Genomic DNA, 22847 nt, shown 5'->3' on the forward strand with positions numbered 1-22847 from the left:
GAGGTCGACAAGTGGCAATGCGCTCGCAACGCTGCCCGCCGAACTATCCAGTGGAAGTTCACTCGTCAAGATGCAGACCAAAAACTTGGAACGCATTACGTTCCGTTATTTGCGTGTTGACGTACTAGGTCTGTGAAATACATCACGCTCATTGACTTCCGTTCAGCAGTGATTGATTGCCTACGTCATCGCGCACCGGCAGTAGCAACAGCATCTGCTCGCGCTCGGGCGCCTTGCGCCTCGCCACTTGCGCCCGTGGCATTGGAAGTTCTCCCAATTGTTGAAGGCCGCGCCGTTGCAGTTCGATTCCGAGCACGGCCAGCAGCTCGGCCTCGTTGAGCTTCGCCAGTGCCTTGCCAGCGCGCTGAGCAGCCAGGCTCAGGTCGGGCGTCAGCATGTCGGCCGTGCACGGTAGACCCCATACCAACGCTCATACCAACGCAAAACCGTGGATTGACAAGCCCTCATGCGGACTCATACGGACGCAAAAAAGCCCGCTACAGAGGGAACTGTGCGGGCTTTCTGCCGTGTCGTGGACCGATGCGGACGGTCAAAAACACTTAGCTGGAGGAGAGGGAGGGATTCGAACCCTCGGTACGTTCGCACGTACGCCTGATTTCGAGTCAGGTACATTCGACCACTCTGCCACCTCTCCGGTGTCTGTCGAGCCCGCTATTCTAGCAGACCTCGTGACGCACTTTTTCAGCCGCGCAACACTTCGAGGCCGCCCAGATAGGGCCGCAACGCGGCTGGCACGTTGATCGACCCGTCTTCGTTCTGGTGGTTCTCCAGGACGGCCACCAGCGTGCGGCCGACCGCGAGGCCCGAACCGTTGAGCGTGTGAACGAGTTCGTTTTTGCCCTGCGCGTTCTTGAAGCGGGCCTGAAGGCGCCGAGCCTGGAAGGCCTCGCAGTTCGACACCGAGCTGATCTCGCGATAGGTGTCCTGCGCCGGCAGCCAGACTTCCAGGTCATAGGTCTTGGTGGAACCGAAGCCCATGTCGCCCGTGCTCAGCAATACGACACGGTAAGGCAGTTCGAGCGCCTGCAGCACGGCCTCGGCGTGGCCGGTCATGGCCTCGAGCGCCTCGTAGCTCTTGTCGGGATGGGTGATCTGGACCATCTCGACCTTGTCGAACTGGTGCTGGCGGATCATGCCGCGCGTGTCGCGTCCGGCGCTGCCCGCTTCCGAGCGGAAGCATGGCGTGTGCGCGGTGAGCCTGATGGGCAATTGCGCCTCCGCAACCACCTCGTCGCGCACGAAGTTCGTGAGCGGCACCTCGCTGGTCGGGATGAGGTAGAGCGCCGAATGGTCGGGCGCCGGTTCGCCGTCCTGTCCGCCCTTCTTCGCGGCGAACAGGTCACCTTCGAACTTGGGCAACTGGCCCGTGCCGCGCAGCGTATCGGCGTTGACGATGTACGGTACATAGCACTCGGTATAGCCGTGCTGCTGCGTCTGGATGTCGAGCATGAACTGCGCGAGCGCGCGATGCAGGCGGGCGATCGGCCCCTTCATCACGCTGAAGCGTGACCCCGACAGCTTGGCGCCCATTTCGAAATCCAGGCCCAGCGGCAGCCCGAGGTCAACATGGTCCTTGGGCGCGAAGCCCAGCGGAGAGGCCGACGCGCCTGCGCCGCCCCGAGGGCTCCAGCGTCGCACTTCGACGTTGGCCTCTTCGTCCTCGCCGACCGGCACGCTCGCATGCGGGAGGTTCGGCACAGCCAGCAGCAGCGCCTGGAGTTCGGGCTGGATCGCGTCGAGCCGGGTGGCCGAGGATTCCTGTTCCGCCTTGAGCGCGTTGACTTCGACCATCAGCGCGTCGACCGACTCGCCCTTGGCCTTCAGCGGCCCGATCTGTTTGTTGAGGGCATTGCGGCGCGCCTGGATTTCCTCGGTGCGGGTCTGCAAGGTCTTGCGCTCGGCCTCGAGCGAACTGAACCTCGCCACGTCCAGGTAGGGCTGATCCTTCTTGCGCGTTTCGAGACGGGAAACGACGGACGCGAGGTCCTTGCGTAACAGTGTGATATCGAGCATTTGCGTGATTTTAGGTGCGCGTAGGATCGTTCTCCCCTCCCAGCCCACCTCATGGAGATGCAATGCAAGCCTATCTGACCTTCAACGGCAACGCGGCCGAGGCGCTCGCGTTCTACGCCAAGTGCCTGGACGGCAAGATCGCCTTCAGCATGACCTTCGGCGAAAGCCCCATGGGCAAGGACACGCCGGATTCGCACAAACAGAAGATCATGCACGCCACGCTCGAGGCGCGCGGCCACCAGCTCATGGCCTCCGATCTGCCGCCCGGCTATCCCTTCGACGGCCACAAGGGTTTTTCGCTCTCGGTTCAGGGCAAGGACGTCAAGGAAGGCGAAAAACTCTTCAACGCACTGGCCGAGGGCGGCAAGGTGACGATGCCTTACGCGGCGACTTTCTGGGCCGCGGGTTTCGGCATGCTCGAAGACAAGTTCGGCGTTCCGTGGATGGTGAACTGCGAGCACTAGCTGCCAGCCACCGAAGGCTCAGTTCAGCGTTGCCGGATCAACGTTGGCGCCGCAAACGATGAGGCAGACCTTCTCTCCCTCGCGCGGCACATAAGCCCCGCTCTGCAGCGCGGCCAGTGGCAGGGCTGCGGCCGGCTCGACGGCCAGCTTCAGTTCTTTCCAGAGCCAGATCTGCGCGGCGCGGATGGCTTCGTCGGGCAGCAGCAATGCATTGCGCACGTGGCGCTGCGTGACATCCCAGGCGATGGCGCCGATGCGCCGCGCGCCCAGCGAATCGGCCGCGACGCCGCCGACCTCCACATCGACCGGCTCGCCGGCCTCGCGCGCGCGAAACAGCGTGGGCGCGCGTTCCGGCTCGAGCGCGACCACGCGGCTGCGCTGCTCGAACCAGGCCGCCAGACCACCGATCAGGCCGCCTCCGCCAACGCTCACGAGCACGGAGTCCGGCAAGCCTGCCTGCCGCTCGATCTCGCGGCCGAGCGTGCCTGCGCCAGCGACCACCTCTGGCTGATCGTAGGCATGGGTGAGAAGTGCGCCGGTTTCGCGCTGGCGGTCGAGGCAGGCAGCCAGAGCGTCCGCGTAGGCCTCGCCGCCCACGACCACCTCCGCGCCGAGCGCGCGCAGCCGCGCGCGCTTGGCCTCGGTGGACATCTCGGGCAGGAACACCGCGCAGTGCACGCCGAGCGCCTGCGCGGCGGCAGCCGTCGCGATGCCGGCATTGCCGCCCGACGCGACGATCGCCCCGGCAGCGGGTATGTCGTTGGCGAGCAGACGGTTCATCATGCCGCGCGCCTTGAAGCTGCCGCTGACTTGCAGATGCTCCAGCTTGAGCCAGACTTCGACACCGCGTACCTGGAGGCCGAGCGCCTCCGCAGGCAGCTTCCAGAGCGGCGTCTCGCGCAGAAAGTACGGCGCGCGCTCATGGATGCGCCGCGACGCGGCCTCGATGTCGCTGCGCCAATCGTGAGTGGCGCCACTCACGAAATATGGCCCGGCGCGGGCATGTCGTCCAGCTTGAGGCCCTTGGGCAGCGGGAACTTGAGCGTTTCCTCGATGCCGTTCATCTTGCGCACCGAGAGGGCGCCCAGCGCCTTGACGCGATCGATGACCTCGTGCACCAGCACTTCGGGCGCGGAGGCGCCTGCCGTGAGACCCACGCGGACCTTGCCCTCGAACCATTCGGGCTTCAGTTCCGCAGCCGAGTCGACCATGTAGCTTTCGGTGCCCAGGCGCTGGGCGAGTTCGCGCAGGCGATTGCTGTTGGAGCTGGTCGGGCTGCCGACCACGATCACCAGGTCGACCTGCGGGCTGAGGATCTTGACGGCATCCTGCCGGTTCTGCGTCGCGTAGCAGATGTCCTGCTGCTTGGGTTCGCGCACGTTCGGAAAACGCGCACGCACAGCAGCGGAGATTTCGGCCGCATCATCGACCGACAGCGTGGTCTGCGTGACCACCGCGAGCTTCAGCGTCTGCGCGGGCGAGACGTGCGCGACGTCTTCCACGTCTTCCACCAGATGGATGCCGCTCGAGAGCTGCCCCATCGTTCCTTCGACCTCGGGATGCCCCTTGTGGCCGATCATGATGAATTCGTAGCCCTCTTTGGCGAGCTTCGCGACCTCGACGTGCACCTTGGTGACAAGCGGGCAGGTGGCATCGAAAATCTCGAAGCCGCGTTCGCGCGCCTCGGCCTGCACGGCCTTGCTGACGCCATGCGCGCTGAACACCAGCGTGGCGCCCGGCGGCACGTCGGCGAGCTCTTCGATGAAGATCGCTCCCTTGGCCTTGAGCTCATTGACCACATAGGTGTTGTGCACGATCTCGTGCCGCACGTAGATCGGCGCGCCGAACTTGGCGATGGCGCGCTCGACGATCTCGATCGCGCGATCGACGCCTGCGCAAAAGCCCCGCGGCTCCGCCAGGATGACTTCCTCGATGGTGTTCACAACACGCCAATCAGCTTGACCTCGAAGGTCACGGGCTGACCTGCGAGCGGATGGTTGAAGTCGAAGCGCACCGCGGTTTCGTTCGACTCGATGACAGCGCCCGCGTAGCTGCCGGTGCCGTCAGGCGTCGGGAACTGCACGACGTCGCCGACGGCGTATTGCTCGTCCGGGTCGCCCATCTGTGCGAGCAGCTTGCGCGCCACCCATTGCTGCATCTCCGGATTGCGGTCACCGAAGGCATCGCCGGCCGGCAGCTCGAAAGTGGCGTGCGCGCCTTCCTGCATGCCGATCAGGCGCTGCTCGACCGCGGGCGAAAGTTCGCCCGTGCCCAGGGACAGCGTGGCGGGCTTGTCCTGGAAGGTATTGATGATGTCGCCCGCAGGTCCGGCGAGCCGGTAATGCAGGGTGAGGAAGGAACCGGCCGTGACGACGGGGGCGGTGGAGGTCGAAGACAAAATGAAGAGTCCCGATAGACTGGGGCCCATATTTTAGGGAGTGGGGCTTGAACCCCGAATCGCCATGTCTTTCAAGGACCTGATCGAAGAAGCGCGGCCGCGCGAGAAACTCATGGGACTCGGCGCCGGCGCGCTGGGCGACGCGGAACTGGTGGCGCTCCTCCTGCGCACCGGCCTCCCCGGAAAGAACGTGCTGCAGCTCTCCCAGGAGCTGCTTGACGACTTCGGAGGCCTCGCCGGCCTGCTCAACGCGGGGCTCGACGATCTCAAGCGCGTCAAGGGACTGGGCGGCACCGCCAAGCGCGCCGAGCTGGCGGCGGTCCTCGAACTCGCGCGGCGCGTGCTGGCCGAACGCCTGAAGGAGCGCGCGGTCTTCGATTCGCCGGAGGCGGTCAAGCAGTACCTGCAGCTCCACCTGGCCGCAAGGCCCTACAAGGTCTTCGCCGCCCTCTTCCTGGACGCCCGGCATCGCCTGGTCGCGATGGAAGAGCTTTTTCGTGGCACGCTCACGCAAACCAGCGTCTATCCGCGCGAAGTCGTCAGCCGGGCCCTGCACCACCACGCCGCGGCCGTCGTGCTGGCGCACAACCATCCGAGCGGCTGCGTCGAGCCGTCGCGAGCGGACGAAACGCTCACCCAGACGCTCAAGGCGGCCCTGGCGCTCATCGACATCCGGGTGCTGGACCATGTGATCGTGGCCAAGGGCGGCGCCCTTTCGATGGCCGAACACGGCCTCGTCTGATCACCGACATGTAACCTGATGAAATAGCCCGAGCCCGGCTGCATCGACAATAGCCGCTGATCGCCCACCCTCATGCCCGCCAAACCCAACAATCTCAAGAGCCTTGCCGACCTGAAGCAGGTGCAGCGCTCGCTCGCAGAACAGCGCGAGCGCGAAGCAGTCGAGGCCGCGGCGCAAGCAGCTGCGCAGAAGAAGCACCTGGCCGACCAAGACCTCTTCTCCCGTGCGATCGGCGCCACGAAGCCCTTGCGGCAAAAGGCCTCGGTGCCGCTGGCCCCCGAGCCGCCGGCGCCGATCCCTGTGCAGCAGCAACTCGACGAGCAACGCGTGATGCGCGAATCCCTGTCCGACGAGTTCGACGTGAGCACGCTGCTCGACACCGACGATGCGATGAGCTTCCGCCGCCCCGGCATCAATACCGATGTGACGCGTAAGCTGCGTGCGGGCGAGTGGTCGATCCAACGCGAAATCGACCTGCACGGCATGCGCAGCGACGAAGCGCGCGACGCGCTCGGCGCCTTCATCCGCGACGCCTACAAGCAGGGCTTGCGCTGCGTGCGCGTGGTGCACGGCAAGGGCCTGGGCTCGCCCGGCAAGCAGCCGGTGCTCAAGGCCAAGGTGCAGCGCTGGCTGATCCAGAAAAACGAAACGCTGGCCTTCGTGCAGGCCAAGCCGGCCGAGGGTGGTGCGGGCGCGCTGGTGGTTCTGTTGGCGCCGTCGCGGCGCTGATCAGGCTCGGACGACTCACTCGCCGCGATTGCGCATCCAGTCAGCCGTCTGGAAGAAAGATCCGCGCAGCCGTTCACGCAGACCTTCCGGCACGCCGGTTTCACCCATCGCCTGATCCATGCACGCGAGCCATTGGTCGCGTTCCTTGATGCCGATGGTGTGGCCGCCGATGCTCTGCGGCAGATGGCGCGCGCGCAGCATCGGGTGGCCGAAGCGGTCGGTGTAGTGCTGCGGGCCGCCGAGCCAGCCGCACAGGAACCAGAAAAGGCGTTGCCGCGCGTTGTCCAGCGTCGAGCCATGCACGGCGCGCAATTGCGCGTAGGCCGGTTCGAGGTCCATGAGGTCGTAGAAGCGCTCGACCAGGGCGTGGACCTTGTCTTCACCGCCGATCCATTCGAAGGGCGTGTCGAAAGGTGGTTTGTCCTGAATTTGCATGGATGACATTGTCTCCAGGACTTGCGGCACCATCGGGGCATGCATGATTTGACCCCACCCTCTCCCGGCAGCGATGCCCTCCCCGTCATCGACGTTTCGGCGCTGGTGGCCGGCGGCCCGGGACGCGACGACGTGGCCGCACGGATTGGCGCCGCTTGCCGCGCGCACGGCTTTTTCTACATCAGGGGCCATGGCGTTGATAAGGCTCTGGTGGAGCGTCTCGAAGACCTGAGCCGCCGATTCTTCGCGCTCGACGAGGCCACCAAGATGCGATGGCGGATGGCGCTGGGCGGACGCGCATGGCGTGGCTATTTCCCGCTGGCCGGCGAGTTGACCTCGGGCCGGCCCGACTGGAAGGAAGGCCTCTACCTCGGCACCGAACTGTCCGAAGCGCATCCGCTCGTGCGAGCCCGCACGCCCGTGCATGGGCCCAATCTCTTTCCCGGCATCGAAGGATTCCGCGACACGGTGCTCGCCTACATCGACGCAGTTGCGCGGCTGGGCCATCGCTTGATGGAAGGCATCGCCCTGAGCCTCGGCTTGCCGGCCACGTACTTTGCCGAGCGCTACACGGCCGATCCGCTGATCCTGTTCCGCATCTTCAACTACCCGACCCAGTCGGTGCCCGAGGGCATGGACGTGCACTGGGGTGTCGGCGAGCACACGGATTACGGCCTGCTCACCATCCTCCACCAGGACGATGTAGGTGGCCTGCAGGTGCGCACTCCGGGTGGATGGATCGAAGCGGCGCCGGTGCCGAATTCCTTCGTCTGCAACATCGGCGACATGCTCGACCGAATGACTGGCGGGCTCTACAAGTCGACGCCGCACCGCGTGACGCGCAATACCTCGGGTCGCGATCGGTTGTCTTTCCCCCTCTTCTTCGACCCTCACTTCGAGGCGCGGGTGCAACGTATCGAAGGGCTTGCCGGTGCTGACGCGCAGGACGACAGCGCTGCGCGCTGGGACCGGGCGAATGTGCATGCCTTCAATGGCAAGTACGGCGACTACTTGCTGGCGAAAGTGTCCAAGGTGTTTCCGCAGCTTCGGGATGAAGTGCTTTAGAGCGTTGTCTTGGTGAGGGGTGCTTTCTTCGGGGCGCCACTCTGCGACTCCGCACCTTGAGCAAGCCACGCCTCGCGAGTCAACCGATAGAGCTTGTGCGGACGAAGCGGATGACCCACAGCAATGGCCGGATGTTCAAACGTCCCATCAGCAACCATCCCCAACCGCTTCATGACCGCCTCCGAGGGCAGATTGGGCACGGCAGTGAACGCAACGATCTCCGACAGCGCAAGCCTCTCGAAGCCCACTCGCAGGGCACCGCGCGCAGCCTCGGTCGCGTAACCCCTACCCCAGTAGGCACGCGCCAGCCGCCAGCCGATCTCGACGCACGGCGAGCACGGCAAATCGGGCCTCGGCACGCTCAGTCCCGTGAAGCCGATGGGCGTTTCGCTCGCGCGCTCTTCGACGACCCAGAATCCCCAGCCTCTTTCCTCGATGCCCTGCGCACAACGGTCTGCCACCGCATCGCTCTCGGCGCGCGAAAGCGGTTCGGGGAAAAACTCCATCACACGCGGATCGGCGTTCAACTGCGCGAAGGGCTCCCGATCAGTGCTGCGCCACTGGCGCAGATGCAAGCGCTCGGTGTCGAACTCGATGCAACCGTCCATCGGCATGACCGCCTATTCCGCCGCCTGCCGCAGCGTCGCCACCACGGGTCGGCGCAATACCTCGCGCAGACCCCACCAGCCGGCAGCGAGCGCCAGGACAGCACCTGCCAGGGCACCCGCAATAGGCACGAGTGGCGATGCGGTCCACGTGAAGTCAAACACGAAGCGTGCGAGCGCCCAGCCGATGACCGAGGCCACGATGCTTGCCAGAAAGCCCGCCAGCATTCCGACCCCCACCAGCTCCGCGCGCTGCACCTGCCGCAGCAGGCTCGCCCGCGCACCCACAGCGCGCATCACCGCGAACTCGCGGGCGCGCTCCTCGCGCGTGGCCGTGACGGCCGCGAACAGCACGACCAGCCCCGCCGCCAGCGTGAAGCCGAACAGGAACTCCACCGCACGGATCACTTGGTCGAGCACGCGCTGCACCTGCCCGATCGTCGCGCTCATGTCGACGTTGGTCACGTTCGGATAAGTGCGCACCAGCGCGTTGTCGAAGCCCTTCACATCGGGCGCACGGAACGCGCCCATATACGTGACGGGCACGTCGGCCAGCGAGGCCACCGTGTACATCACGAAGAAGTTCGCATGCATCGAGCCCCAGTCGACCTTGCGCAGCGACGTGATGCGCGCGTCGTTCTGCATGCCGCCGATGTCGAAGCGCAGCGTGTCGCCCAGCTTCAGGCCCAGCGTCTCGGCGAGACCTACCTCGACGCTCACCTCGCCTGAGGCCCCCGGCTTCCAGGCACCGGCAGTGACGACATTGTGTGCCGGTGCGTCCACGCTGTTGCTGAGGTTGAACTCGCGATCGACGAGCCGCTTGGCGCGATCGTCGGTGTAGTCGTCGGGCGACACCGGCTTGTCGTTGATGGCGACCAGACGGCCGCGAATCATGGGGTACCAGTCGAACTTGCGCACGCCGTTGTCGCGCAGCGTCTTCTGGAACACGTCGCTCTGGTCCGGCATCACGTTGATCACGAAGCGGTTCGGCGCATCCGGCGGCGTGGCCTTGCGCCAGCTCGACACGAGGTCCGTGCGCAGCAGCACCAGCAGGATCAGCGCGAGCAGACCCACGGCCAGCGCGCTGACCTGCACTACTGCATACGCAGGCCTTGCCGAGATCTGGCGCGTGGCCAGCACCAGCCAGCGCGGCGCCGTCGTCTCGTTGACGCTGCAGCGCAGCAGGATCACGGCGATCCAACTCAACAATGCGAACACGGCCACGGCCGCTGCGAAGCCGCCGACGGCGATGAGCCCCAGCTTCAGGTCGCTGCTGGCCGCCACCAGCAAGGCGGCAAAGCCTGCGACGCCCAGCCCGAGCACGGCGATCGACGCGGGCTTCAAGTTGCCCACGTCGCGGCGGATCACGCGCAGCGGCGGCACGCGCGCGAGTTGCAGCACCGGCGGCAAGCCAAAGGCGAACAACAGCGTGAGCCCCACGCCGAAGCCGAACATGACCGGCCAGAGCGTCGGCGCGGGCAGCGCGCTTTGCACCAGTCCCGCGAGCAGCACCACGAACGCGTAGTGCACGCCGAACCCGATCGCCACGCCCAGCGCGCTGGCGATCACGCCGATCACCGCGAATTCGAAGGCGTAGGCGCCGGCGATGGTGCGCTGGCTCTGGCCGAGCACGCGCAGCATGGCGCAATCGTCGAGGTGGCTGGCGGCGAAACCACGCGCGGCCAGTGCGACGGCCACGGCCGAAAGCAATGCAGCGAGCAGCGCGACGAGGTTGAGGAACTTCTCCGCGCGATCCAGCGTCTGGCGCATCTCGGGCCGGCCGCTCTCGAAGGAATCGAGCCGCGCGCCGCGCACCTCGCCCTTCTTGATCGTCGCTTCGGCCCAGTCGCTGAAGCGCTTCACCGCGGCAGGTTCACCGGCCACCGCGAATCGGTAACTCACGCGGCTCGCCGGCTGCACGAGGCCGGTGCGCGGCACGTCGGCCTGATTGAGCATGACGCGCGGCGCGAAGCTCATGAAGCCGGCGCCGCGGTCGGGTTCGAGCGTGATCACGCGCGCGATGCGCAGGCCGGCATCGCCCAGCAGCAGCGTGTCACCCACTTTGAGCGAGAGCGAGTCCAGCAGCGAGGCGTCGACCCAGGCCTCGCCGGGCGTGGGCACGTCGCGGGTGATCTGACCCGGGGCGGCCGGATCGATGCCCACCTGCAGGTTGCCTCGCAGCGGGTAGCCGGCCGTGACGGCCTTCAGGGCCACCAGCTTGCTCGCGCCGCCCTGCGCCTCGTCGGCACGCGCCATGGTTGGAAATCCGTAGGTACTCGCGCCGTCCAGACCCAGGGCGCGCGCGCGCTCCACGAAGACAGCCGGCGTCGGGTTGTCGGTCGCGAGGACCGCATCTCCGCCCAGCAACTGGCGCGCGTCGCGCTGCAAGCCTCCCTTGAGCCGGTCGGCGAAGAAGCCCACGGCCGTGAGCGCCGCCACCGCCAGCAGCACCGCAACGATCAGGAGACGAAGCTCGCCCGCGCGAAGATCGCGCCAGAGCGTGCGCCAGCCAAGGCGAAGGAAAGCATTCATGGGGCGTGACGATAGCCGAGCGGCCACCGCCCGCCAAACCGAAGGTTTTAGGCAGTGGTCGCCGGCCGAGCACCCGCCAGCTCGGGCTGCAGCACGAGCCGGTCCACACCGGCATAGCAGATGAAGCGCCGGTTGGTCGCCCGCCCGATCGCGCAAAGGCCCACGCGCGTGGCGACCTCGTGGCCCATTTGAGTCATGCCGCTGCGCGACACGACGATGGCCACGCCCATCTGCGCCGATTTGATGACCATCTCGCTGGTCAGGCGGCCGGTGGTGTAGAACACGCGCCCGCCGGCCAGTTGGCTCGCCGGCTGCATCGCGATCCAGCCGGCGATGGTGTCGATGGCGTTGTGTCGGCCCACGTCCTCGATGAAGCACTGCATCTGCACCTCGTCGCCGTCGTCGCCGTCGTCGCGAAGCGTGAAGAGCGCACAGCCATGCACCGAGCCGGCCGACTTGTAAGTGCTCTCCTGGAGGCGGATCGCGTTCACCAGCGAATAGAGCTGCGCCTGCGTCATGCGCGTATCGGGCAACTGGAGGCGATCGATGCCGGCCATGAGTTCGCCGAACACGCTGCCTTGGCCGCAGCCGGTGGTGACCACCTTCTTCGCGGTGCGTTCCTCGATGCGATCGATGCCCGCGTGCGTCCTGACGGCAGCCGCGCCGACCTCCCAGTCGACGGTGATGGATTCGACGTCCGCGGCCGAATCTATGAGGCGCTGGTTCAGCAGGTAGCCGAGCACCAGCAGTTCGGGTTGCGCGCCCAGCGTCATCAGCGTGACGAGCTCGCGGCGGTCGACGTAGACCGTCAGATCGCGTTCGGCAGGAATGGAGACGACACCCGGTTCGCCATGCTCATCGACGATCTCGACCTCACGCGTGAGCGGCGCCTGGGCCTGCGTCAGGCGAGGCAGCCTCACTTCTTGGGCGCTGGATTCGTCTCGGCCGAAGTCTGGTTGGAGCTCGGCGGCGAAGCGGCGGTCGTCGCGGGCGAATGGGCGCCCGAGGCTTCGATAGGCCTCACTTCAGCGGGCGGCGCAAAGGCGAAGGGGCCAGGATCTGTGCAAGGCGGCGTCGGCGTAGCGGTCGGCACGGGCTTGCCGGCTGCGGCCAGGCCTTCACGGACATGGTTCGCCACCCGGGTCTGCGCCTGGCACAGTTGGTAAGCGTCGACCTTGGTGGTCCAAGCCGTCTTGGCAGCGGCCTCGGCCGCCTTGAGCTTGGCTTCGGGCGAGGCGGCCGGTGCAGGGAGCTTGGCCACGGCGGCGGATGCGACAGCCATGCCGAGCAAGAGACCGCAGAGGTTCAGAGTTTTCTTCATGAGGGATTTCCTTCAACCCGGACGCCCTGCACCGCCGCAGGGTCGCGGGCCTGAGCGCTGCGCTGCGCCGGGATCTTGCCGGCCGCAATGTCGTCGTACCAGAGCGGATGATGCTCCTTGGCCCAGGTCTCGTCGACATTGCCTTCGCGCATGGCCTTGTACGCGCCCTTCATGCCGAGCGTGCCGATGTAGATGTGGCCCAGGATCAAGGCCATCATGCACAGCGTGGCGACGGCGTGGATCATGTGCGCGATCTGCATCTCGCCGCGCGTGTAGACGAAGCCTGGGAGCAGCTTGTCGAGGAAGAGCCCCGACCCGATGACCAAGCTGCCGAGGAACAGAACGCCACCCCAGAACACCAGCTTCTCGCCCGCATTGAATCGATGCGACGGCGGCTCCTTGTCGCCACCGAACAGACCGCCGCCGTGCCTGAGCCAGGTCAGGTCATCCTTGCTGGGCCAGTTGCTGCGGATGAAGGTGAAGATCATGAAGATCGTCGTCACCACGAACAGCGGTCCCACAAAGTTGTGCACGGTCTTGAGCACGTAGGCCAGATAGCCGAATAGTGCACCGCCGAGGACCGGCAGCAGGAAGAACTTGCCGAAAGCCATCACGATGCCCGAGATCGCCAGCACGACGAAGGCGGTCGCGTTCGACCAGTGAGTGGCGCGCTCGAAGGGTGTGAAGCGCTCGATCTTGCGGCCGGTTTCCTGGCCATGCAGGCCGATCGGCCCGCGCGTGAAGTAGAAGATGGCCAGTGCGAGCAGCGTGACAAAAAGCAGAGCCGCACCGTACGGAATGATCCAGTTGTTCCGCACCTGGCGCCAAGCTTCGCCGGCGTTGGTGTAATGCGAGCCCGGATACTGGACGAAGCGCTGGATCAGGTTGCCCGCCTCGGGCGCCTCGCTGGCCGGAAGGCTGCTGAAGCCGGTGACGCCGCCACTCACCTGGCGCCACATCGGCGCGTTGTTGCCCGGCTGCACCCGTTGGCGCTCGCCATTGGTCTGGTTGAGGAAGTTCGGGTCGGCGCTGGCTTCCGGCCTGACGTCGAAAATGTTCTGGCTGCGGATGCCAGCCGCCGGCTGTGCGGCTGGGGCAGCTGCCGGCGCGGCGGGTGCGGCGGACGGGTCCGGCGTCTGTGCATTGGCGATGCCGCAGCCCAGTACCGCGACCATTGCCAGGGCGTTAAGCACTTTTCTCATGCAACCTCCGGGTCAGTTGATCCGGTTGTATTCGTTCTGGTTCTGGGCGCGCACCTTGAGGTGCTGCTCCCAGGACGCCCTGTCCCCCGGCTGCCAGCCGCTCGCCGTGAAAGCCGTTCCGGTGTTGGGCTGCGTGCCCGTGCCGGTCCAAGGGGCCGCGTCCAGCCGGACGCCATGGGCGTTCGTCTGCGGCTTCTCGCCGCAGGCGCCGAGGAACACCGCGACCGAGATCAGCGCCGCCGTTGCCAGCGCGCGCTTCATTTCGCGACTCCGTTGGTCGGCGTGCCGGCCGTTTGCGAGCCGTAGGCGGTGCCCCAGCCCCAGACTTCGGCGCCCTTGCCGCGATGAACCACGCGCGTGCGGAAGATGTCGGCGACGACGTCGCCATCGCCCGCGAGCAGCGCCTTGGTCGAGCACATCTCGGCGCAGGCCGGCAGCTTGCCCTCGGCCAGGCGATTGCGGCCGTACTTCTCGAACTCGGCCTGCGAGCCATTTTCTTCCGGGCCGCCGGCGCAGAAGGTGCACTTGTCCATCTTGCCGCGTGCACCAAAGGTGCCTTGCGACGGAAACTGCGGCGCGCCGAATGGGCAGGCGTACGAACAATAGCCGCAGCCGATGCACACGTCCTTGTCGTGCAGCACCACGCCTTCTTCAGTGCGATAGAAGCATTGCACCGGGCACACCGCCATGCAGGGCGCATCGGAACAATGCATGCAGGCCACGGAGATGGAGCGCTCACCCGGCACGCCGTCATTGAGCGTGACCACGCGGCGGCGGTTCACGCCCCACGGCACCTCGTTCTCGTTCTTGCAGGCCGTGACGCAGCCGTTGCATTCGATGCAGCGCTCGGAGTCGCAGACGAACTTCATTCTTGCCATACCAGACTCCTTATGCCTTCTCGACGTTGCAGACCGTCGTCTTTGTTTCTTGCATCATGGTGACGCTGTCATAGCCATATGTCGTGCCGGTGTTGATCGCCTCGCCGCGCACGATCGGGTTCGCACCCTTGGGGTAGTACGCCAGCATGTCCGCCCCCTGCCAGTGGCCGGAGAAGTGGAAGGGCATGAACACCGTGTCGGGGCCGACGCGCTCGGTCACCAGGGCCTGCACGTTGAGCCGCGCACCGGTCGGCGTGTGGACCCAGGCGCGCTCGCCGTTGCGGATGCCCTTCTCGGCGGCCACCCGCGGGTTGATTTCGATGAACATCTGCTGCTGCAGCTCCGCGAGCCATGGGTTGGAGCGCGTTTCCTCGCCACCGCCCTCGTACTCGACCAGACGGCCGGAGGTCATGATGTACGGGAACTTTTCCGCGATCTTGTCCGCGATGTTGCGCTGCTGCACGCTCTTGTACAGCGTGGGCAGGCGCCAGAAGGCCATCTTGTCGTCGTGCGTCGGGTACTTCGCCGCCAGGTCCGGCCGCGTGCCATAGAGCGGCTCGCGGTGCTGCGGAATCGCGTCGGGGAAGTTCCACACCAATGCACGCGCCTTGGCGTTGCCGAAAGGATGGCAACCGTGGTTCTTCATGAACACGCGGATCATGCCGCCCGAGCTGTCGGTCTTCCAGTTCTTGCCTTCGGCCTTGGGCTTCTCGGCCTCGGTAAGTTCGTCCCACCAGCCGAGCTTCTTGAGCAGCAGGTGGTCGAGTTCCGGGTAGCCGGTCGTGATGGCAGCGCCGAGCGAATGCGATCCGTCCTCGGCCAGCAGGTTCTTGCCGTTGCGCTCCACGCCGAAATTCGCGCGGAAGTTGCCGCCGCCGTCCATGACGTGTTTCGACGTGTCGTACAGGTTCGGCGAACCCGGATGCTTCAGCTCCGGCGTGCCGTAGCAGGGCCACGGCAGTCCGAAGTAGTCGCCCGTGATGTCGTAGCCATTGACCTTGTCCTTGATCGATCCCTTGGCCTTGAGCGTGCGCACGTCGAACGCCGCCATGTTGCGCATGTGCGCCTGCAGGCGTTCGGGACTCTGGCCGGTGTAGCCGATGGCCCAGCAGCTCTTGTTGATCTCGCGCAGGATGTCCTCGGGCACGGGCTCGTCCATGCCCTTGACCTTCTGCATCTTGTAGTTCTTGCTCAGTTCCTTGCCGAAGCCGAGGCGGTCGGCGAACTGCTGCATGATCATGTGGTCGCTGCGGCTTTCCCACAGCGGCTCGATGACCTTCTCGCGCCACTGGAGCGAGCGGTTCGAGGCAGTGACGGAGCCGCTGGTCTCGAACTGCGTGCAGGCCGGCAGAAGGTAGACCGCGCGGTTGGGGTTCTGGTCCTCGGGCCTGCCGGGCATCGCGGCCATGGCCGCAGTCGCCGACGGGTACGGGTCGACGACCACCAGCAGGTCGAGCTTGTCCATCGCCCGCTTCATCTCGAGACCACGGGTCTGCGAGTTCGGTGCATGACCCCAATAGAACACGCCGCGCAGGTTCGAGTCCTGGTCGATCAGTTCGTTCTTCTCGAGCACGCCGTCGATCCAGCGCGACACGGTGATGCCGGGCTTGCTCATCATCGCGGGCGAGGCGTAGCGGCTCTTGATCCACTCGAAGTCCACACCCCAGGCCGCAGCGAAGTGCTTCCACGATCCTTCGACCAGCCCGTAGTAGCCGGGCAGCGAGTCGGGGTTCGGGCCCACGTCGGTGGCGCCCTGCACGTTGTCGTGGCCGCGGAAGATGTTGGTGCCGCCGCCCGACCTGCCGACGTTGCCCAGCGCGAGTTGCAGGATGCACGAGGCGCGCACGATGGCGTTGCCGATCGTGTGCTGCGTCTGGCCCATGCACCAGACGATGGTGCCGGGTCGGTTCTCGTTGAGCCAGGTCGCGACCTTGAGGACCTGCGCCTCATTCACGCCGCAAGCTTCCTCGACCTTGTCTGGCGTCCACTTCGCCATCACGTCGGCGCGCACTTCGTCCATGCCGAAGACGCGGTCGTTGATGTACTTCTTGTCTTCCCAGCCGTTCTTGAAGATGTGGTACAGCACGCCGAAGAGGAAGGGAATGTCCGATCCCGAGCGGATGCGCACGTACTCGTCGGCCTTGGCCGCCGTGCGCGTGAAGCGCGGATCGACCACGATCATCTTGCAGCCGTTTTCCTTGGCATGCAGCATGTGCAGCATGCTCACCGGATGGGCCTCGGCCGCGTTCGAGCCGATGTACAGCGCGACTTTCGCACTGCGCATGTCGTTGTACGAATTGGTCATGGCGCCGTAGCCCCATGTATTCGCCACGCCTGCGACGGTGGTCGAGTGACAGATGCGTGCCTGGTGGTCGCAGTTGTTGCTGCCGAAGAAGCTCACGAACTTGCGCATCAGATAGGACTGCTCGTTGCTGTGCTTGCTGGAGCCGATCCAGTAGACCGAGTCGGGCCCGCTGGCCTTCGACAGCTCCTTGAGCTTGGCCGTGATCTCGTCGAGCGCGGTGTCCCAGCTGATGCGCTCGTACTTGCCGTTGACCAGCTTCATCGGATAGCGCAGGCGGTATTCGCCGTGGCCGTGTTCGCGCAGCGCCGCGCCCTTGGCGCAGTGCGCGCCAAGGTTGATCGGCGAATCGAACACCGGCTCCTGCCGGACCCACACGCCGTTCTCGACGATGGCATCCGATGCGCAGCCGACGGAGCAGTGCGAGCAGATGGTGCGCCGGACCTCGACCTTGCCGGCGCCGACGGCGGTCGGCCGGCCTTCGGCGGCGTTGGACTTGCGGATCAGCGTGAGTTGGCCGGCCGCGAGGCCGACGCCGACACCCAGGCCGGAGCGGCGCAGGAAGGAGCGCCGGTCCATGGTCGGCAGTGCGTTGGAAAGGCCGCGCCGCAGGCTGTGGACAAAGGGCGACGTGGAGGGAGAAGCGCCGTCACGCGTGGCGCCAGACGCTTTCTTGGTCAGTAGCATCGTGTGTTGCCTCGTTTTTTCAGGCCGACGTGGTCTTGTAGTAGCGCTTGACGTGTTCGCTCAGCGAGTAGCCGCCGCCCTTCTCGGGCGGAGGCTTGAGTTCGGGTGCTGCCGGGGCGGCTGGCGCCTCGACGACCTTGGGCAGCACCGTGACGGCTGCTGCGGCGGCGCCGACCGTGGCGGCGCCGATGAAGAATCCCCGGCGGGATGCCGGCTGAGGGCCGGCGGAATGGCTGTCCTGCATGACTGCTCCAGGAGTGGCTTAGGCTGAACGAGATATGAAACCAGTTACATACGTTTGGATACTAGTCGAGACCCTAACAAGTGCTATCCCGAATACCCCTCGATATCAGTCCAGCATGTCGAAGCCTTGGCTCTCGACCTCCGCAAAAGCGCGGGTAAACCCTGCCAGCGCGGCATAGAAGCGGGCTCTGGGGTGCTGCGACACGGCGTCGCACAAGGCTGGCAGCCATGACTGGACATGGGTCGAGAAGAAGGCCCGTTGCCGGGTCAGGTTCGCCACCGCCACGTCTTCTCCGGCGATGAGATAGCGCATGACTTCGCAAAGACAGGAAATGTGATCTTCCGTTTCGGGAATCGACACGTCCCGTGCAAGACCGATCTGATCCAGATCGTTGCGCAGATGTGCCAGTGGCTTGTCGTTGAGGAAGCCGCTCAGATAGTGCGAGCCAAAAAGATAGACCTCCGGCTTGCCGATGCCGCCGAAAAGCGTGTCGTATTCGTCGCGCGCCGCGGCCGCATCGATGCCGCGCGCGGCGCCGACAAGCTGCCGCCAGGGCTCTTCCAAAAATGCGCCGGCGGCGGGCGCTTCGGTCGGCGCGACCTGGAAGGCCTCGAGCAACTCCGCGTCGGGCGCGGCGTACCAGAGGCGCGCCAGCAATCCATAGAGTTCGGCGCGTGCGATCTCTTCGTCAAGGGCCGAGGTAACCGGGAAACTCTCGCTCATAGCTGTGTGATCTTCATTTCGTTCTGCGCGCTGTACAGGTCGATGACCCGGCAATCGCTGCACATCTTCAAACGCTCCAGCGCCTCGCCCTGGAACATGGCGTGACCGGCCAGCTTGCCGAGCATGGCCTCGATCGCCTTCTGGGTGCCGAAGGGCTTCGAGCAACGGATGCAGGACCAGGGCTTGGCCTCGTTCAGCACGACCGGTTGCTTGCGCTCCGGCGATACCAGCAGGCGCGGCACCAGCGAGATCGCGTTTTCGGGACAGGTGGTTTCGCACAGCCCGCACTGCACGCAATTCTTTTCGACGAAGCGAAGCTGCGGCGCGTTCTGGTTGTCCTGCAGCGCGCTCGCGGGGCAGGCGCTGACGCAGGCGAGGCACAGGGTGCACTTGTCCTTGTCCACCGCGATGGCGCCGAAGGGCGAGCCTTGCGGCAAGGGGATCGCGACCCGCTCGGCAGCGGGTGTGTTCAGCGTCGGCGATTCGTCCACCAGGTGATCGAGCGCGAGTTCGAGCGTGCTGCGCTTCTCGGCGCCGACGGCATAGCGGGCTGCCTTCGCGGGCACCTGCTGCCGGGTGCCGCGCAGCGCGGCGAGTGCACTGTCGAGCGTCGCCACTGAATCGGCTTCGATGAGTTTGAAATGCGTGCCCGTGTAGCCGAGTCCGAGCAGCAGCGTCTGCGCGATCTCCATCTGCTCCTTGAGCGCGGCGACGTACTGCGGCGCTTCATCCCCCGTGCTCAACACGACCACCTGCGAAGCGCCGAACGCCACGGCGCTGAGCCACAGGTCGATGCCAGTGCTCGCGGCGTGGAAGAGGCCGACGGGAATCACGTTCCCCGGCACGCCCTGCGCCTTGCCGAGTTGGGCCTGGCGCCCGAGCTGCTCCACCAGGGCCTGCCCGGCTTCCTGGCTATGCAGCAGCAGTGCGGCATCGCGACCGCCGACGCCCGCGTAGGTGGACAGCAACGTGCGCAGCTTGAGGCCCTGGTCGGGCGCGCGCGGATAGGTGTAGCCCAGTGCGCCGGTCGGGCACACGGTGGTGCAGGCGCCGCAGCCGACGCAGAGGTTCGGGTTGACGACGATGCGCTGACGTTCCTTGTCGCTCGACACCGCATGGGCGGAGCAGACCTCGATGCAGGCATTGCAGCCGACGACCTCGTTGCGGCTGTGCGCGCAGAGCTTCTGCTTGTAGTCGAAGAACTTCGGCTTCTCGAACTCGCCGACCATCTCGCGCAGGCGCAGCAACGTCTGCAACCCCTCCGCATGCGCCATACCGCCGGGCAGATGGAAGTAGCCCTGCGGCGGCGCGTGCCAGTCGATGACCGGCGTGGCACCGAGGTCGAGCACGAGGTCGAAAGCGCCATCGAGTTGTTCGGGCGCGCGGCCGAAATTGATGGCGCCGGCCACGGTGCAAGCGCGCTCGCAATCGCGGTGCGAAGTGCACCTGGCGTTGTCGATCTGGTAGTCGAGGCCGATGGCCTGCTCGGGGCACGCGGCCACGCAGGCGTTGCAGCGGGTGCAGAGGTCGAGGTCGATCCCGTTGTCGCGGGTCCAGTTCAGCTTGAATGCGCCGAGCCATCCCGCGAGTGAATCGATCCGCCCCGCGGCCACGGGCCAGCGGCGTTCCTGCGCGCCGCCCAGTTCGCCCGGGCCTTGCGAAAAGATCGTCACGTCGAGGGTATCGGCCACCAGGACCGCGGCCTTCTCCGCCGCGTCCAGCGCGCCGATGATCAACAACCGCCCCTGACTCGCGTAGCTCACCGTCGCGACGGGGTCCGGATCGGGGAGGCTGGCGGCAGCGAGCAGCGCCGCGATCTTCGGCATGGCGCTCTTCGCATCGCGGCTCCAGCCACCGGTCTCTCGGATGTTGACGAAACGGATCGGCGACGTGGCCTCGGGCGTCTGCCCGGCCAGTTCGCCGAACAGGCGCTTCTCCTGCGTACAGGCGACCACCACGTCGTCGCCGGATTGAATGGCACGCTGGAACGAAGCCGCCTCGCGGCGGCACAGCGCGGAATGAAGGGGCAGTGTTTCAGCCAGCGCCGTCCCGAGCGTCTTCGGCTCGAGGGGCATCGTCTTGTTGCAGTCGCAGATCAGCGTGGTGGTCATCAGGTTCTTGGCTGGCAGGTTGCGCATCGGCAACCGGCGGCCTGGGAAGGGGCTCGGGATCGCTCGACTGTGCCACGCCCGGCAAGCCATCATCCCTAGGGGTTTCTTCAGGCGTTGCGGGCTTTTCGGGCTCTTCGTCGAAGAGATTCAGGAATTTCGCGCTCGCCATCTGGCGCAGCACGCTCTCGGGCAGGGGCGACGGCTTGGAATAGTCGTCGATGTAGGTGTCCAGGCCGTCCATCACGTTGAAGTGAGGATCGGCAAACAGCTTCTTGAAAGCGGCGTTCTTGACCTCCGGCGCGACGCCTTTTGCCACGAAAGGCTTGAAATCCGAATCGATGGTCAATGCCTCTGCATCGTCCAGGGTGAGTGGCGGCGGCTCGGGCGGGAGATCGGCCGAAGGCGCCGATACCTGCACCGCCTGGACGGACACGGGCGTCGCGGCCGCCGGTGAAGCATCGGGTCCGGATTCCGGCTTCGGATCCTCCGGCACCTCCCCGACACGCACCTGCTGCTTGCGCCGCGACCAGCGGTCGAAGAACCCTTCAGACATCGCCCGCTCCCCGGCCACGCTTCTTCTCGGTCGACACGCTGGCCGCATTGCCGAATCGGTCCACGAGCGGCCGGAAACTTTCGGGCCGCTTGCGCCGTTTGGGTTCGACCAGGTAGTGCTCCTGCACGAAGGTACGGAGCCAATCGACGACCTCCTGGGGTGCCGGCACCTGCTCGACGGTTTCCTGCGCATCGAGCCAGCGCCCGGCTTCGTAATAGCTGAGGGTCACGACCACTGGCCGCGGGATCGGTTCGGGCGCGAGGGTCGCTTCCTCCTCCATGCGCCAGAGCACGAACCAGCACGGCGCCGGGGCAGTGGCATTGAGGTGGTAGCCCTCGGCCTCGTCGCGGAAGAGCTCGACCTTGAAGCCGGGATGCAGCCAGCGCTGCTCCCCGTCGTGGTCTTCCAGGAGGCGCGGCTGCTCGCCGAAGCCGGGTTTATCCGGCAGCACGGCGTCAAGCGTCCAGCGCCACGGTTGCCAGTGGCTCGACGGGCCGTGCAGCCGATCGCGCCGCATCACGACCGCGACGTCGAGTGCCGCCGGCCGGGAGCTTGCGACGGGGGTTTCGGGAATCTCCATAGTCCGGACGATAGCCGATGCGAAAACGTCGCCCGCCGGCGCGGGATTGGGCTCAAAGGGTTTCTAAATGTTAATTGAAGTATTACTTTTGTGACAAAAGTCGGCCACAAAGAGAAACCATAGTTCTCATTTCCGAGGATTCACGTCGTTGTGCGTTTCAATCAAGCCATTCCAACGAAGAGGCCCCGCATGAGCTACTACGAGAACGATGACGGACTTGCCGCCCTCGAGGTGAAGGTGTCCGACCTGCTCATCGCGACGCCGGATTCGTGCGACCCGCTGCTCGAACCGGCGGTCCACCAGGTCCTGAAGCTATTGCGCGACCAGCACGCCATGGAGGCTGCATTTGCCTGCGAAGTCAACGACGGGCAGCGCGTGTCGCACCGCATGCAGACCTCGCACCGCGCCCAGTTCATCGATGAGCAGGCCGAGCCGTTGGAACTGGCTTTTTGCAAACAGGTGTTGAGCGCACGCGTTCCGTCGGGCTGCTACCTCAGCGCGCCCGTGGTGCTTGCCAGCGGGGCGATGTATGGCACCTTTTATTCCTCCAGTTTCAATCCGGATCCAGGCGTCGAGGCGCGAGACCTCAAGAAGCTCGAGATGGCGGCGCAGTTGGCCGCCCGGCTGATCGACGAGCGCCGCCCGCGTGCCGCCGCGCCTGCTTCTGTTCCCGTTGCCGTGCCGGCGGCGCAACGCCAACCGGTCGCCGCCCAGTTCGCCTGAATCTCAACGCACGAAGGTGCGGCTGTCGAGTCCGATCCGGCCGCTCGGGAGTCTTCCCCTTCCGCTGTGCGCTTCCCTTTCCTCGAACTGCAGGAGGGCATCCGGCGCCGTCAACAAGCGCAGGGCTTCGACCGGCGGCAGTGTCCTGCTGCTGAAGAGAAAGCGCAGTTGGCAATCGCCGACAACGATCGCGTCGCCGTTGCGCAAGGTGTGCGCCCGCACCTTTTCATTGTTGACCCAGGTGCCGTTGCGGCTGCCCATGTCGGTCAGCATGAAGCCCTCGCCCGTCCACTGGATGGCGGCGTGATGCCGGCTCACCCGTTCACTGTCGATGCATACCCTGTTGCTGCCTGAGCGCCCGATGGTGGTGAGCGGCCCCGCGATGTTGACCTGCCGGACACTGGCGTGCCGGGCCAGGATGATCAGTCTTGGCATAAATAGCCATTCCTCTCGTTATTGGAATGGCATCGAGCTTAGGACGCGGGTCTCGTTTCGGAAGACGGAAACAGAAGGCTTAAT

25 protein-coding genes and 1 tRNA gene are annotated in these 22847 nt (G+C 65.8%); 5 read left to right on the forward strand and 21 right to left on the reverse strand.

Translation table 11 applies throughout. From position 1 onward, the window contains the following. Nucleotides 1-148 precede the first annotated feature (148 nt). The 3 genes from QTI04_RS22265 to serS form a co-directional block, all read right to left on the reverse strand. Nucleotides 149-397 (reverse strand): hypothetical protein, encoded by a 249-nt coding sequence (locus tag QTI04_RS22265; RefSeq protein ID WP_286617612.1) that lies wholly within the window; start codon nucleotides 395-397, stop codon nucleotides 149-151. A 168-nt stretch (nucleotides 398-565) separates the two neighbouring features. After that, nucleotides 566-655: transfer RNA gene (locus QTI04_RS22270), tRNA-Ser, on the reverse strand. A gap of 47 nt (nucleotides 656-702) precedes the next feature. Next, nucleotides 703-2034: a serine--tRNA ligase gene (serS, locus tag QTI04_RS22275; protein ID WP_286617613.1), complete on the reverse strand. Its 1332-nt coding sequence runs from the start codon at nucleotides 2032-2034 to the stop codon at nucleotides 703-705. 62 nt (nucleotides 2035-2096) lie between these two features. Between serS and QTI04_RS22280 the strand changes: the two genes are divergently transcribed. Then, the gene (locus QTI04_RS22280) at nucleotides 2097-2498 is read left to right on the forward strand and encodes a VOC family protein (RefSeq protein ID WP_286617614.1); all 402 of its coding nucleotides are present in this window, start codon (nucleotides 2097-2099) and stop codon (nucleotides 2496-2498) included. A gap of 18 nt (nucleotides 2499-2516) precedes the next feature. On the opposite strand, the gene QTI04_RS22285 is transcribed toward QTI04_RS22280, so the two are convergent. From QTI04_RS22285 to QTI04_RS22295, 3 genes are read right to left on the reverse strand one after another with little or no spacing between them, the layout of a single operon-like run. Then, on the reverse strand, nucleotides 2517-3479 hold the full coding sequence (locus tag QTI04_RS22285; RefSeq protein ID WP_286617615.1) for a threonine/serine dehydratase: 963 nt from the start codon (nucleotides 3477-3479) through the stop codon (nucleotides 2517-2519). Further along, nucleotides 3476-4441 carry a 4-hydroxy-3-methylbut-2-enyl diphosphate reductase gene (gene ispH, locus QTI04_RS22290; RefSeq protein WP_286617616.1) on the reverse strand — a complete coding sequence of 322 codons (966 nt, stop codon included), beginning with the start codon at nucleotides 4439-4441 and terminating at the stop codon, nucleotides 3476-3478. Before ispH ends, QTI04_RS22285 begins: the two co-directional genes overlap by 4 nt. Continuing rightward, complete coding sequence (locus QTI04_RS22295) at nucleotides 4438-4926, reverse strand: peptidylprolyl isomerase (protein WP_286601978.1); 489 nt, start codon at nucleotides 4924-4926, stop codon at nucleotides 4438-4440. The genes ispH and QTI04_RS22295 overlap by 4 nt, the downstream gene beginning before the upstream one ends. A gap of 34 nt (nucleotides 4927-4960) precedes the next feature. Here QTI04_RS22295 and radC point away from each other — a divergent pair, with 34 nt between their 5' ends. Next, complete coding sequence (radC, locus tag QTI04_RS22300) at nucleotides 4961-5638, forward strand: DNA repair protein RadC (protein WP_286617617.1); 678 nt, start codon at nucleotides 4961-4963, stop codon at nucleotides 5636-5638. Nucleotides 5639-5710: 72 nt separating this feature from the next. Beyond that, complete coding sequence (locus QTI04_RS22305; protein ID WP_286601981.1) at nucleotides 5711-6367, forward strand: Smr/MutS family protein; 657 nt, start codon at nucleotides 5711-5713, stop codon at nucleotides 6365-6367. A 15-nt stretch (nucleotides 6368-6382) separates the two neighbouring features. Here QTI04_RS22305 and QTI04_RS22310 read toward each other — a convergent pair whose 3' ends face one another. Then, nucleotides 6383-6802 (reverse strand): group II truncated hemoglobin, encoded by a 420-nt coding sequence (locus QTI04_RS22310; RefSeq protein ID WP_286617618.1) that lies wholly within the window; start codon nucleotides 6800-6802, stop codon nucleotides 6383-6385. 39 nt (nucleotides 6803-6841) lie between these two features. On the opposite strand from QTI04_RS22310, the gene QTI04_RS22315 reads away from it, so the two are divergent. Beyond that, nucleotides 6842-7867 (forward strand): isopenicillin N synthase family oxygenase, encoded by a 1026-nt coding sequence (locus QTI04_RS22315; protein ID WP_286617619.1) that lies wholly within the window; start codon nucleotides 6842-6844, stop codon nucleotides 7865-7867. Here the strand turns inward: QTI04_RS22315 and QTI04_RS22320 are convergent. From QTI04_RS22320 to QTI04_RS22380, 13 genes are all read right to left on the reverse strand, one after another. Continuing rightward, on the reverse strand, nucleotides 7864-8475 hold the full coding sequence (locus QTI04_RS22320; RefSeq protein ID WP_286617757.1) for a GNAT family N-acetyltransferase: 612 nt from the start codon (nucleotides 8473-8475) through the stop codon (nucleotides 7864-7866). The two genes, QTI04_RS22315 and QTI04_RS22320, sit on opposite strands and share 4 nt — an antisense overlap. A gap of 12 nt (nucleotides 8476-8487) precedes the next feature. Beyond that, entirely contained in the window at nucleotides 8488-11004 is a 2517-nt protein-coding gene (locus QTI04_RS22325; RefSeq protein ID WP_286617620.1) for an ABC transporter permease, read from the reverse strand. A 47-nt stretch (nucleotides 11005-11051) separates the two neighbouring features. After that, nucleotides 11052-11924, reverse strand: coding sequence for a formate dehydrogenase accessory sulfurtransferase FdhD (locus QTI04_RS22330; RefSeq protein WP_286617621.1), 873 nt, complete (start codon nucleotides 11922-11924; stop codon nucleotides 11052-11054). After that, a complete protein-coding gene (locus QTI04_RS22335) occupies nucleotides 11921-12325 on the reverse strand; it encodes a hypothetical protein (protein ID WP_286617622.1) in 405 nt (134 codons plus the stop codon). The genes QTI04_RS22330 and QTI04_RS22335 overlap by 4 nt, the downstream gene beginning before the upstream one ends. Further along, nucleotides 12322-13527 carry a formate dehydrogenase subunit gamma gene (locus tag QTI04_RS22340; RefSeq protein ID WP_286617623.1) on the reverse strand — a complete coding sequence of 402 codons (1206 nt, stop codon included), beginning with the start codon at nucleotides 13525-13527 and terminating at the stop codon, nucleotides 12322-12324. Before QTI04_RS22340 ends, QTI04_RS22335 begins: the two co-directional genes overlap by 4 nt. Nucleotides 13528-13539: 12 nt before the next feature. Then, nucleotides 13540-13788, reverse strand: a complete 249-nt coding sequence (locus QTI04_RS22345) for a hypothetical protein (RefSeq protein WP_286601991.1) — start codon at nucleotides 13786-13788, stop codon at nucleotides 13540-13542. Further along, nucleotides 13785-14405 (reverse strand): formate dehydrogenase FDH3 subunit beta, encoded by a 621-nt coding sequence (gene fdh3B, locus QTI04_RS22350; RefSeq protein ID WP_286534934.1) that lies wholly within the window; start codon nucleotides 14403-14405, stop codon nucleotides 13785-13787. Before fdh3B ends, QTI04_RS22345 begins: the two co-directional genes overlap by 4 nt. A 10-nt stretch (nucleotides 14406-14415) precedes the next feature. After that, entirely contained in the window at nucleotides 14416-17394 is a 2979-nt protein-coding gene (locus QTI04_RS22355) for a formate dehydrogenase subunit alpha (RefSeq protein WP_286601992.1), read from the reverse strand. Between the two features lie 19 nt (nucleotides 17395-17413). Continuing rightward, a complete protein-coding gene (locus QTI04_RS22360; RefSeq protein WP_286601994.1) occupies nucleotides 17414-17638 on the reverse strand; it encodes a formate dehydrogenase in 225 nt (74 codons plus the stop codon). Nucleotides 17639-17743: 105 nt separating this feature from the next. Beyond that, nucleotides 17744-18361, reverse strand: coding sequence for a molecular chaperone (locus QTI04_RS22365; RefSeq protein ID WP_286602326.1), 618 nt, complete (start codon nucleotides 18359-18361; stop codon nucleotides 17744-17746). Beyond that, nucleotides 18358-20436, reverse strand: coding sequence for a 4Fe-4S dicluster domain-containing protein (locus QTI04_RS22370; RefSeq protein ID WP_286617758.1), 2079 nt, complete (start codon nucleotides 20434-20436; stop codon nucleotides 18358-18360). Before QTI04_RS22370 ends, QTI04_RS22365 begins: the two co-directional genes overlap by 4 nt. Then, entirely contained in the window at nucleotides 20396-21073 is a 678-nt protein-coding gene (locus QTI04_RS22375; protein ID WP_336621900.1) for a DUF3306 domain-containing protein, read from the reverse strand. Before QTI04_RS22375 ends, QTI04_RS22370 begins: the two co-directional genes overlap by 41 nt. Then, the gene (locus tag QTI04_RS22380) at nucleotides 21018-21605 is read right to left on the reverse strand and encodes a DUF3305 domain-containing protein (protein WP_286617625.1); all 588 of its coding nucleotides are present in this window, start codon (nucleotides 21603-21605) and stop codon (nucleotides 21018-21020) included. The genes QTI04_RS22375 and QTI04_RS22380 overlap by 56 nt, the downstream gene beginning before the upstream one ends. Nucleotides 21606-21842: 237 nt before the next feature. Here QTI04_RS22380 and QTI04_RS22385 point away from each other — a divergent pair, with 237 nt between their 5' ends. Further along, the gene (locus tag QTI04_RS22385; protein WP_286617626.1) at nucleotides 21843-22328 is read left to right on the forward strand and encodes a hypothetical protein; all 486 of its coding nucleotides are present in this window, start codon (nucleotides 21843-21845) and stop codon (nucleotides 22326-22328) included. 3 nt (nucleotides 22329-22331) lie between these two features. Here QTI04_RS22385 and QTI04_RS22390 read toward each other — a convergent pair whose 3' ends face one another. After that, nucleotides 22332-22763: an FHA domain-containing protein gene (locus QTI04_RS22390; RefSeq protein ID WP_286601999.1), complete on the reverse strand. Its 432-nt coding sequence runs from the start codon at nucleotides 22761-22763 to the stop codon at nucleotides 22332-22334. Nucleotides 22764-22847: the final 84 nt, after the last annotated feature.

The organism is Variovorax sp. J22R115, from assembly GCF_030317005.1.
Lineage (GTDB): Bacteria > Pseudomonadota > Gammaproteobacteria > Burkholderiales > Burkholderiaceae_C > Variovorax.

Coding starts and splice junctions, on each gene's coding strand:
- QTI04_RS22265 (WP_286617612.1), bottom strand. CDS start 397: ATGCTGACGCCCGACCTGAGCCTGGCTGCTCAGCGCGCTGGCAAGGCA.
- serS (WP_286617613.1), bottom strand. CDS start 2,034: ATGCTCGATATCACACTGTTACGCAAGGACCTCGCGTCCGTCGTTTCC.
- QTI04_RS22280 (WP_286617614.1), top strand. CDS start 2,097: ATGCAAGCCTATCTGACCTTCAACGGCAACGCGGCCGAGGCGCTCGCG.
- QTI04_RS22295 (WP_286601978.1), bottom strand. CDS start 4,926: ATGGGCCCCAGTCTATCGGGACTCTTCATTTTGTCTTCGACCTCCACC.
- radC (WP_286617617.1), top strand. CDS start 4,961: ATGTCTTTCAAGGACCTGATCGAAGAAGCGCGGCCGCGCGAGAAACTC.
- QTI04_RS22305 (WP_286601981.1), top strand. CDS start 5,711: ATGCCCGCCAAACCCAACAATCTCAAGAGCCTTGCCGACCTGAAGCAG.
- QTI04_RS22310 (WP_286617618.1), bottom strand. CDS start 6,802: ATGCAAATTCAGGACAAACCACCTTTCGACACGCCCTTCGAATGGATC.
- QTI04_RS22315 (WP_286617619.1), top strand. CDS start 6,842: ATGCATGATTTGACCCCACCCTCTCCCGGCAGCGATGCCCTCCCCGTC.
- QTI04_RS22320 (WP_286617757.1), bottom strand. CDS start 8,475: ATGGACGGTTGCATCGAGTTCGACACCGAGCGCTTGCATCTGCGCCAG.
- QTI04_RS22325 (WP_286617620.1), bottom strand. CDS start 11,004: ATGAATGCTTTCCTTCGCCTTGGCTGGCGCACGCTCTGGCGCGATCTT.
- QTI04_RS22335 (WP_286617622.1), bottom strand. CDS start 12,325: ATGAAGAAAACTCTGAACCTCTGCGGTCTCTTGCTCGGCATGGCTGTC.
- QTI04_RS22340 (WP_286617623.1), bottom strand. CDS start 13,527: ATGAGAAAAGTGCTTAACGCCCTGGCAATGGTCGCGGTACTGGGCTGC.
- QTI04_RS22345 (WP_286601991.1), bottom strand. CDS start 13,788: ATGAAGCGCGCGCTGGCAACGGCGGCGCTGATCTCGGTCGCGGTGTTC.
- fdh3B (WP_286534934.1), bottom strand. CDS start 14,405: ATGGCAAGAATGAAGTTCGTCTGCGACTCCGAGCGCTGCATCGAATGC.
- QTI04_RS22355 (WP_286601992.1), bottom strand. CDS start 17,394: ATGCTACTGACCAAGAAAGCGTCTGGCGCCACGCGTGACGGCGCTTCT.
- QTI04_RS22360 (WP_286601994.1), bottom strand. CDS start 17,638: ATGCAGGACAGCCATTCCGCCGGCCCTCAGCCGGCATCCCGCCGGGGA.
- QTI04_RS22365 (WP_286602326.1), bottom strand. CDS start 18,361: ATGAGCGAGAGTTTCCCGGTTACCTCGGCCCTTGACGAAGAGATCGCA.
- QTI04_RS22370 (WP_286617758.1), bottom strand. CDS start 20,436: ATGCCCCTCGAGCCGAAGACGCTCGGGACGGCGCTGGCTGAAACACTG.
- QTI04_RS22375 (WP_336621900.1), bottom strand. CDS start 21,073: ATGCGGCCAGCGTGTCGACCGAGAAGAAGCGTGGCCGGGGAGCGGGCG.
- QTI04_RS22380 (WP_286617625.1), bottom strand. CDS start 21,605: ATGGAGATTCCCGAAACCCCCGTCGCAAGCTCCCGGCCGGCGGCACTC.
- QTI04_RS22390 (WP_286601999.1), bottom strand. CDS start 22,763: ATGCCAAGACTGATCATCCTGGCCCGGCACGCCAGTGTCCGGCAGGTC.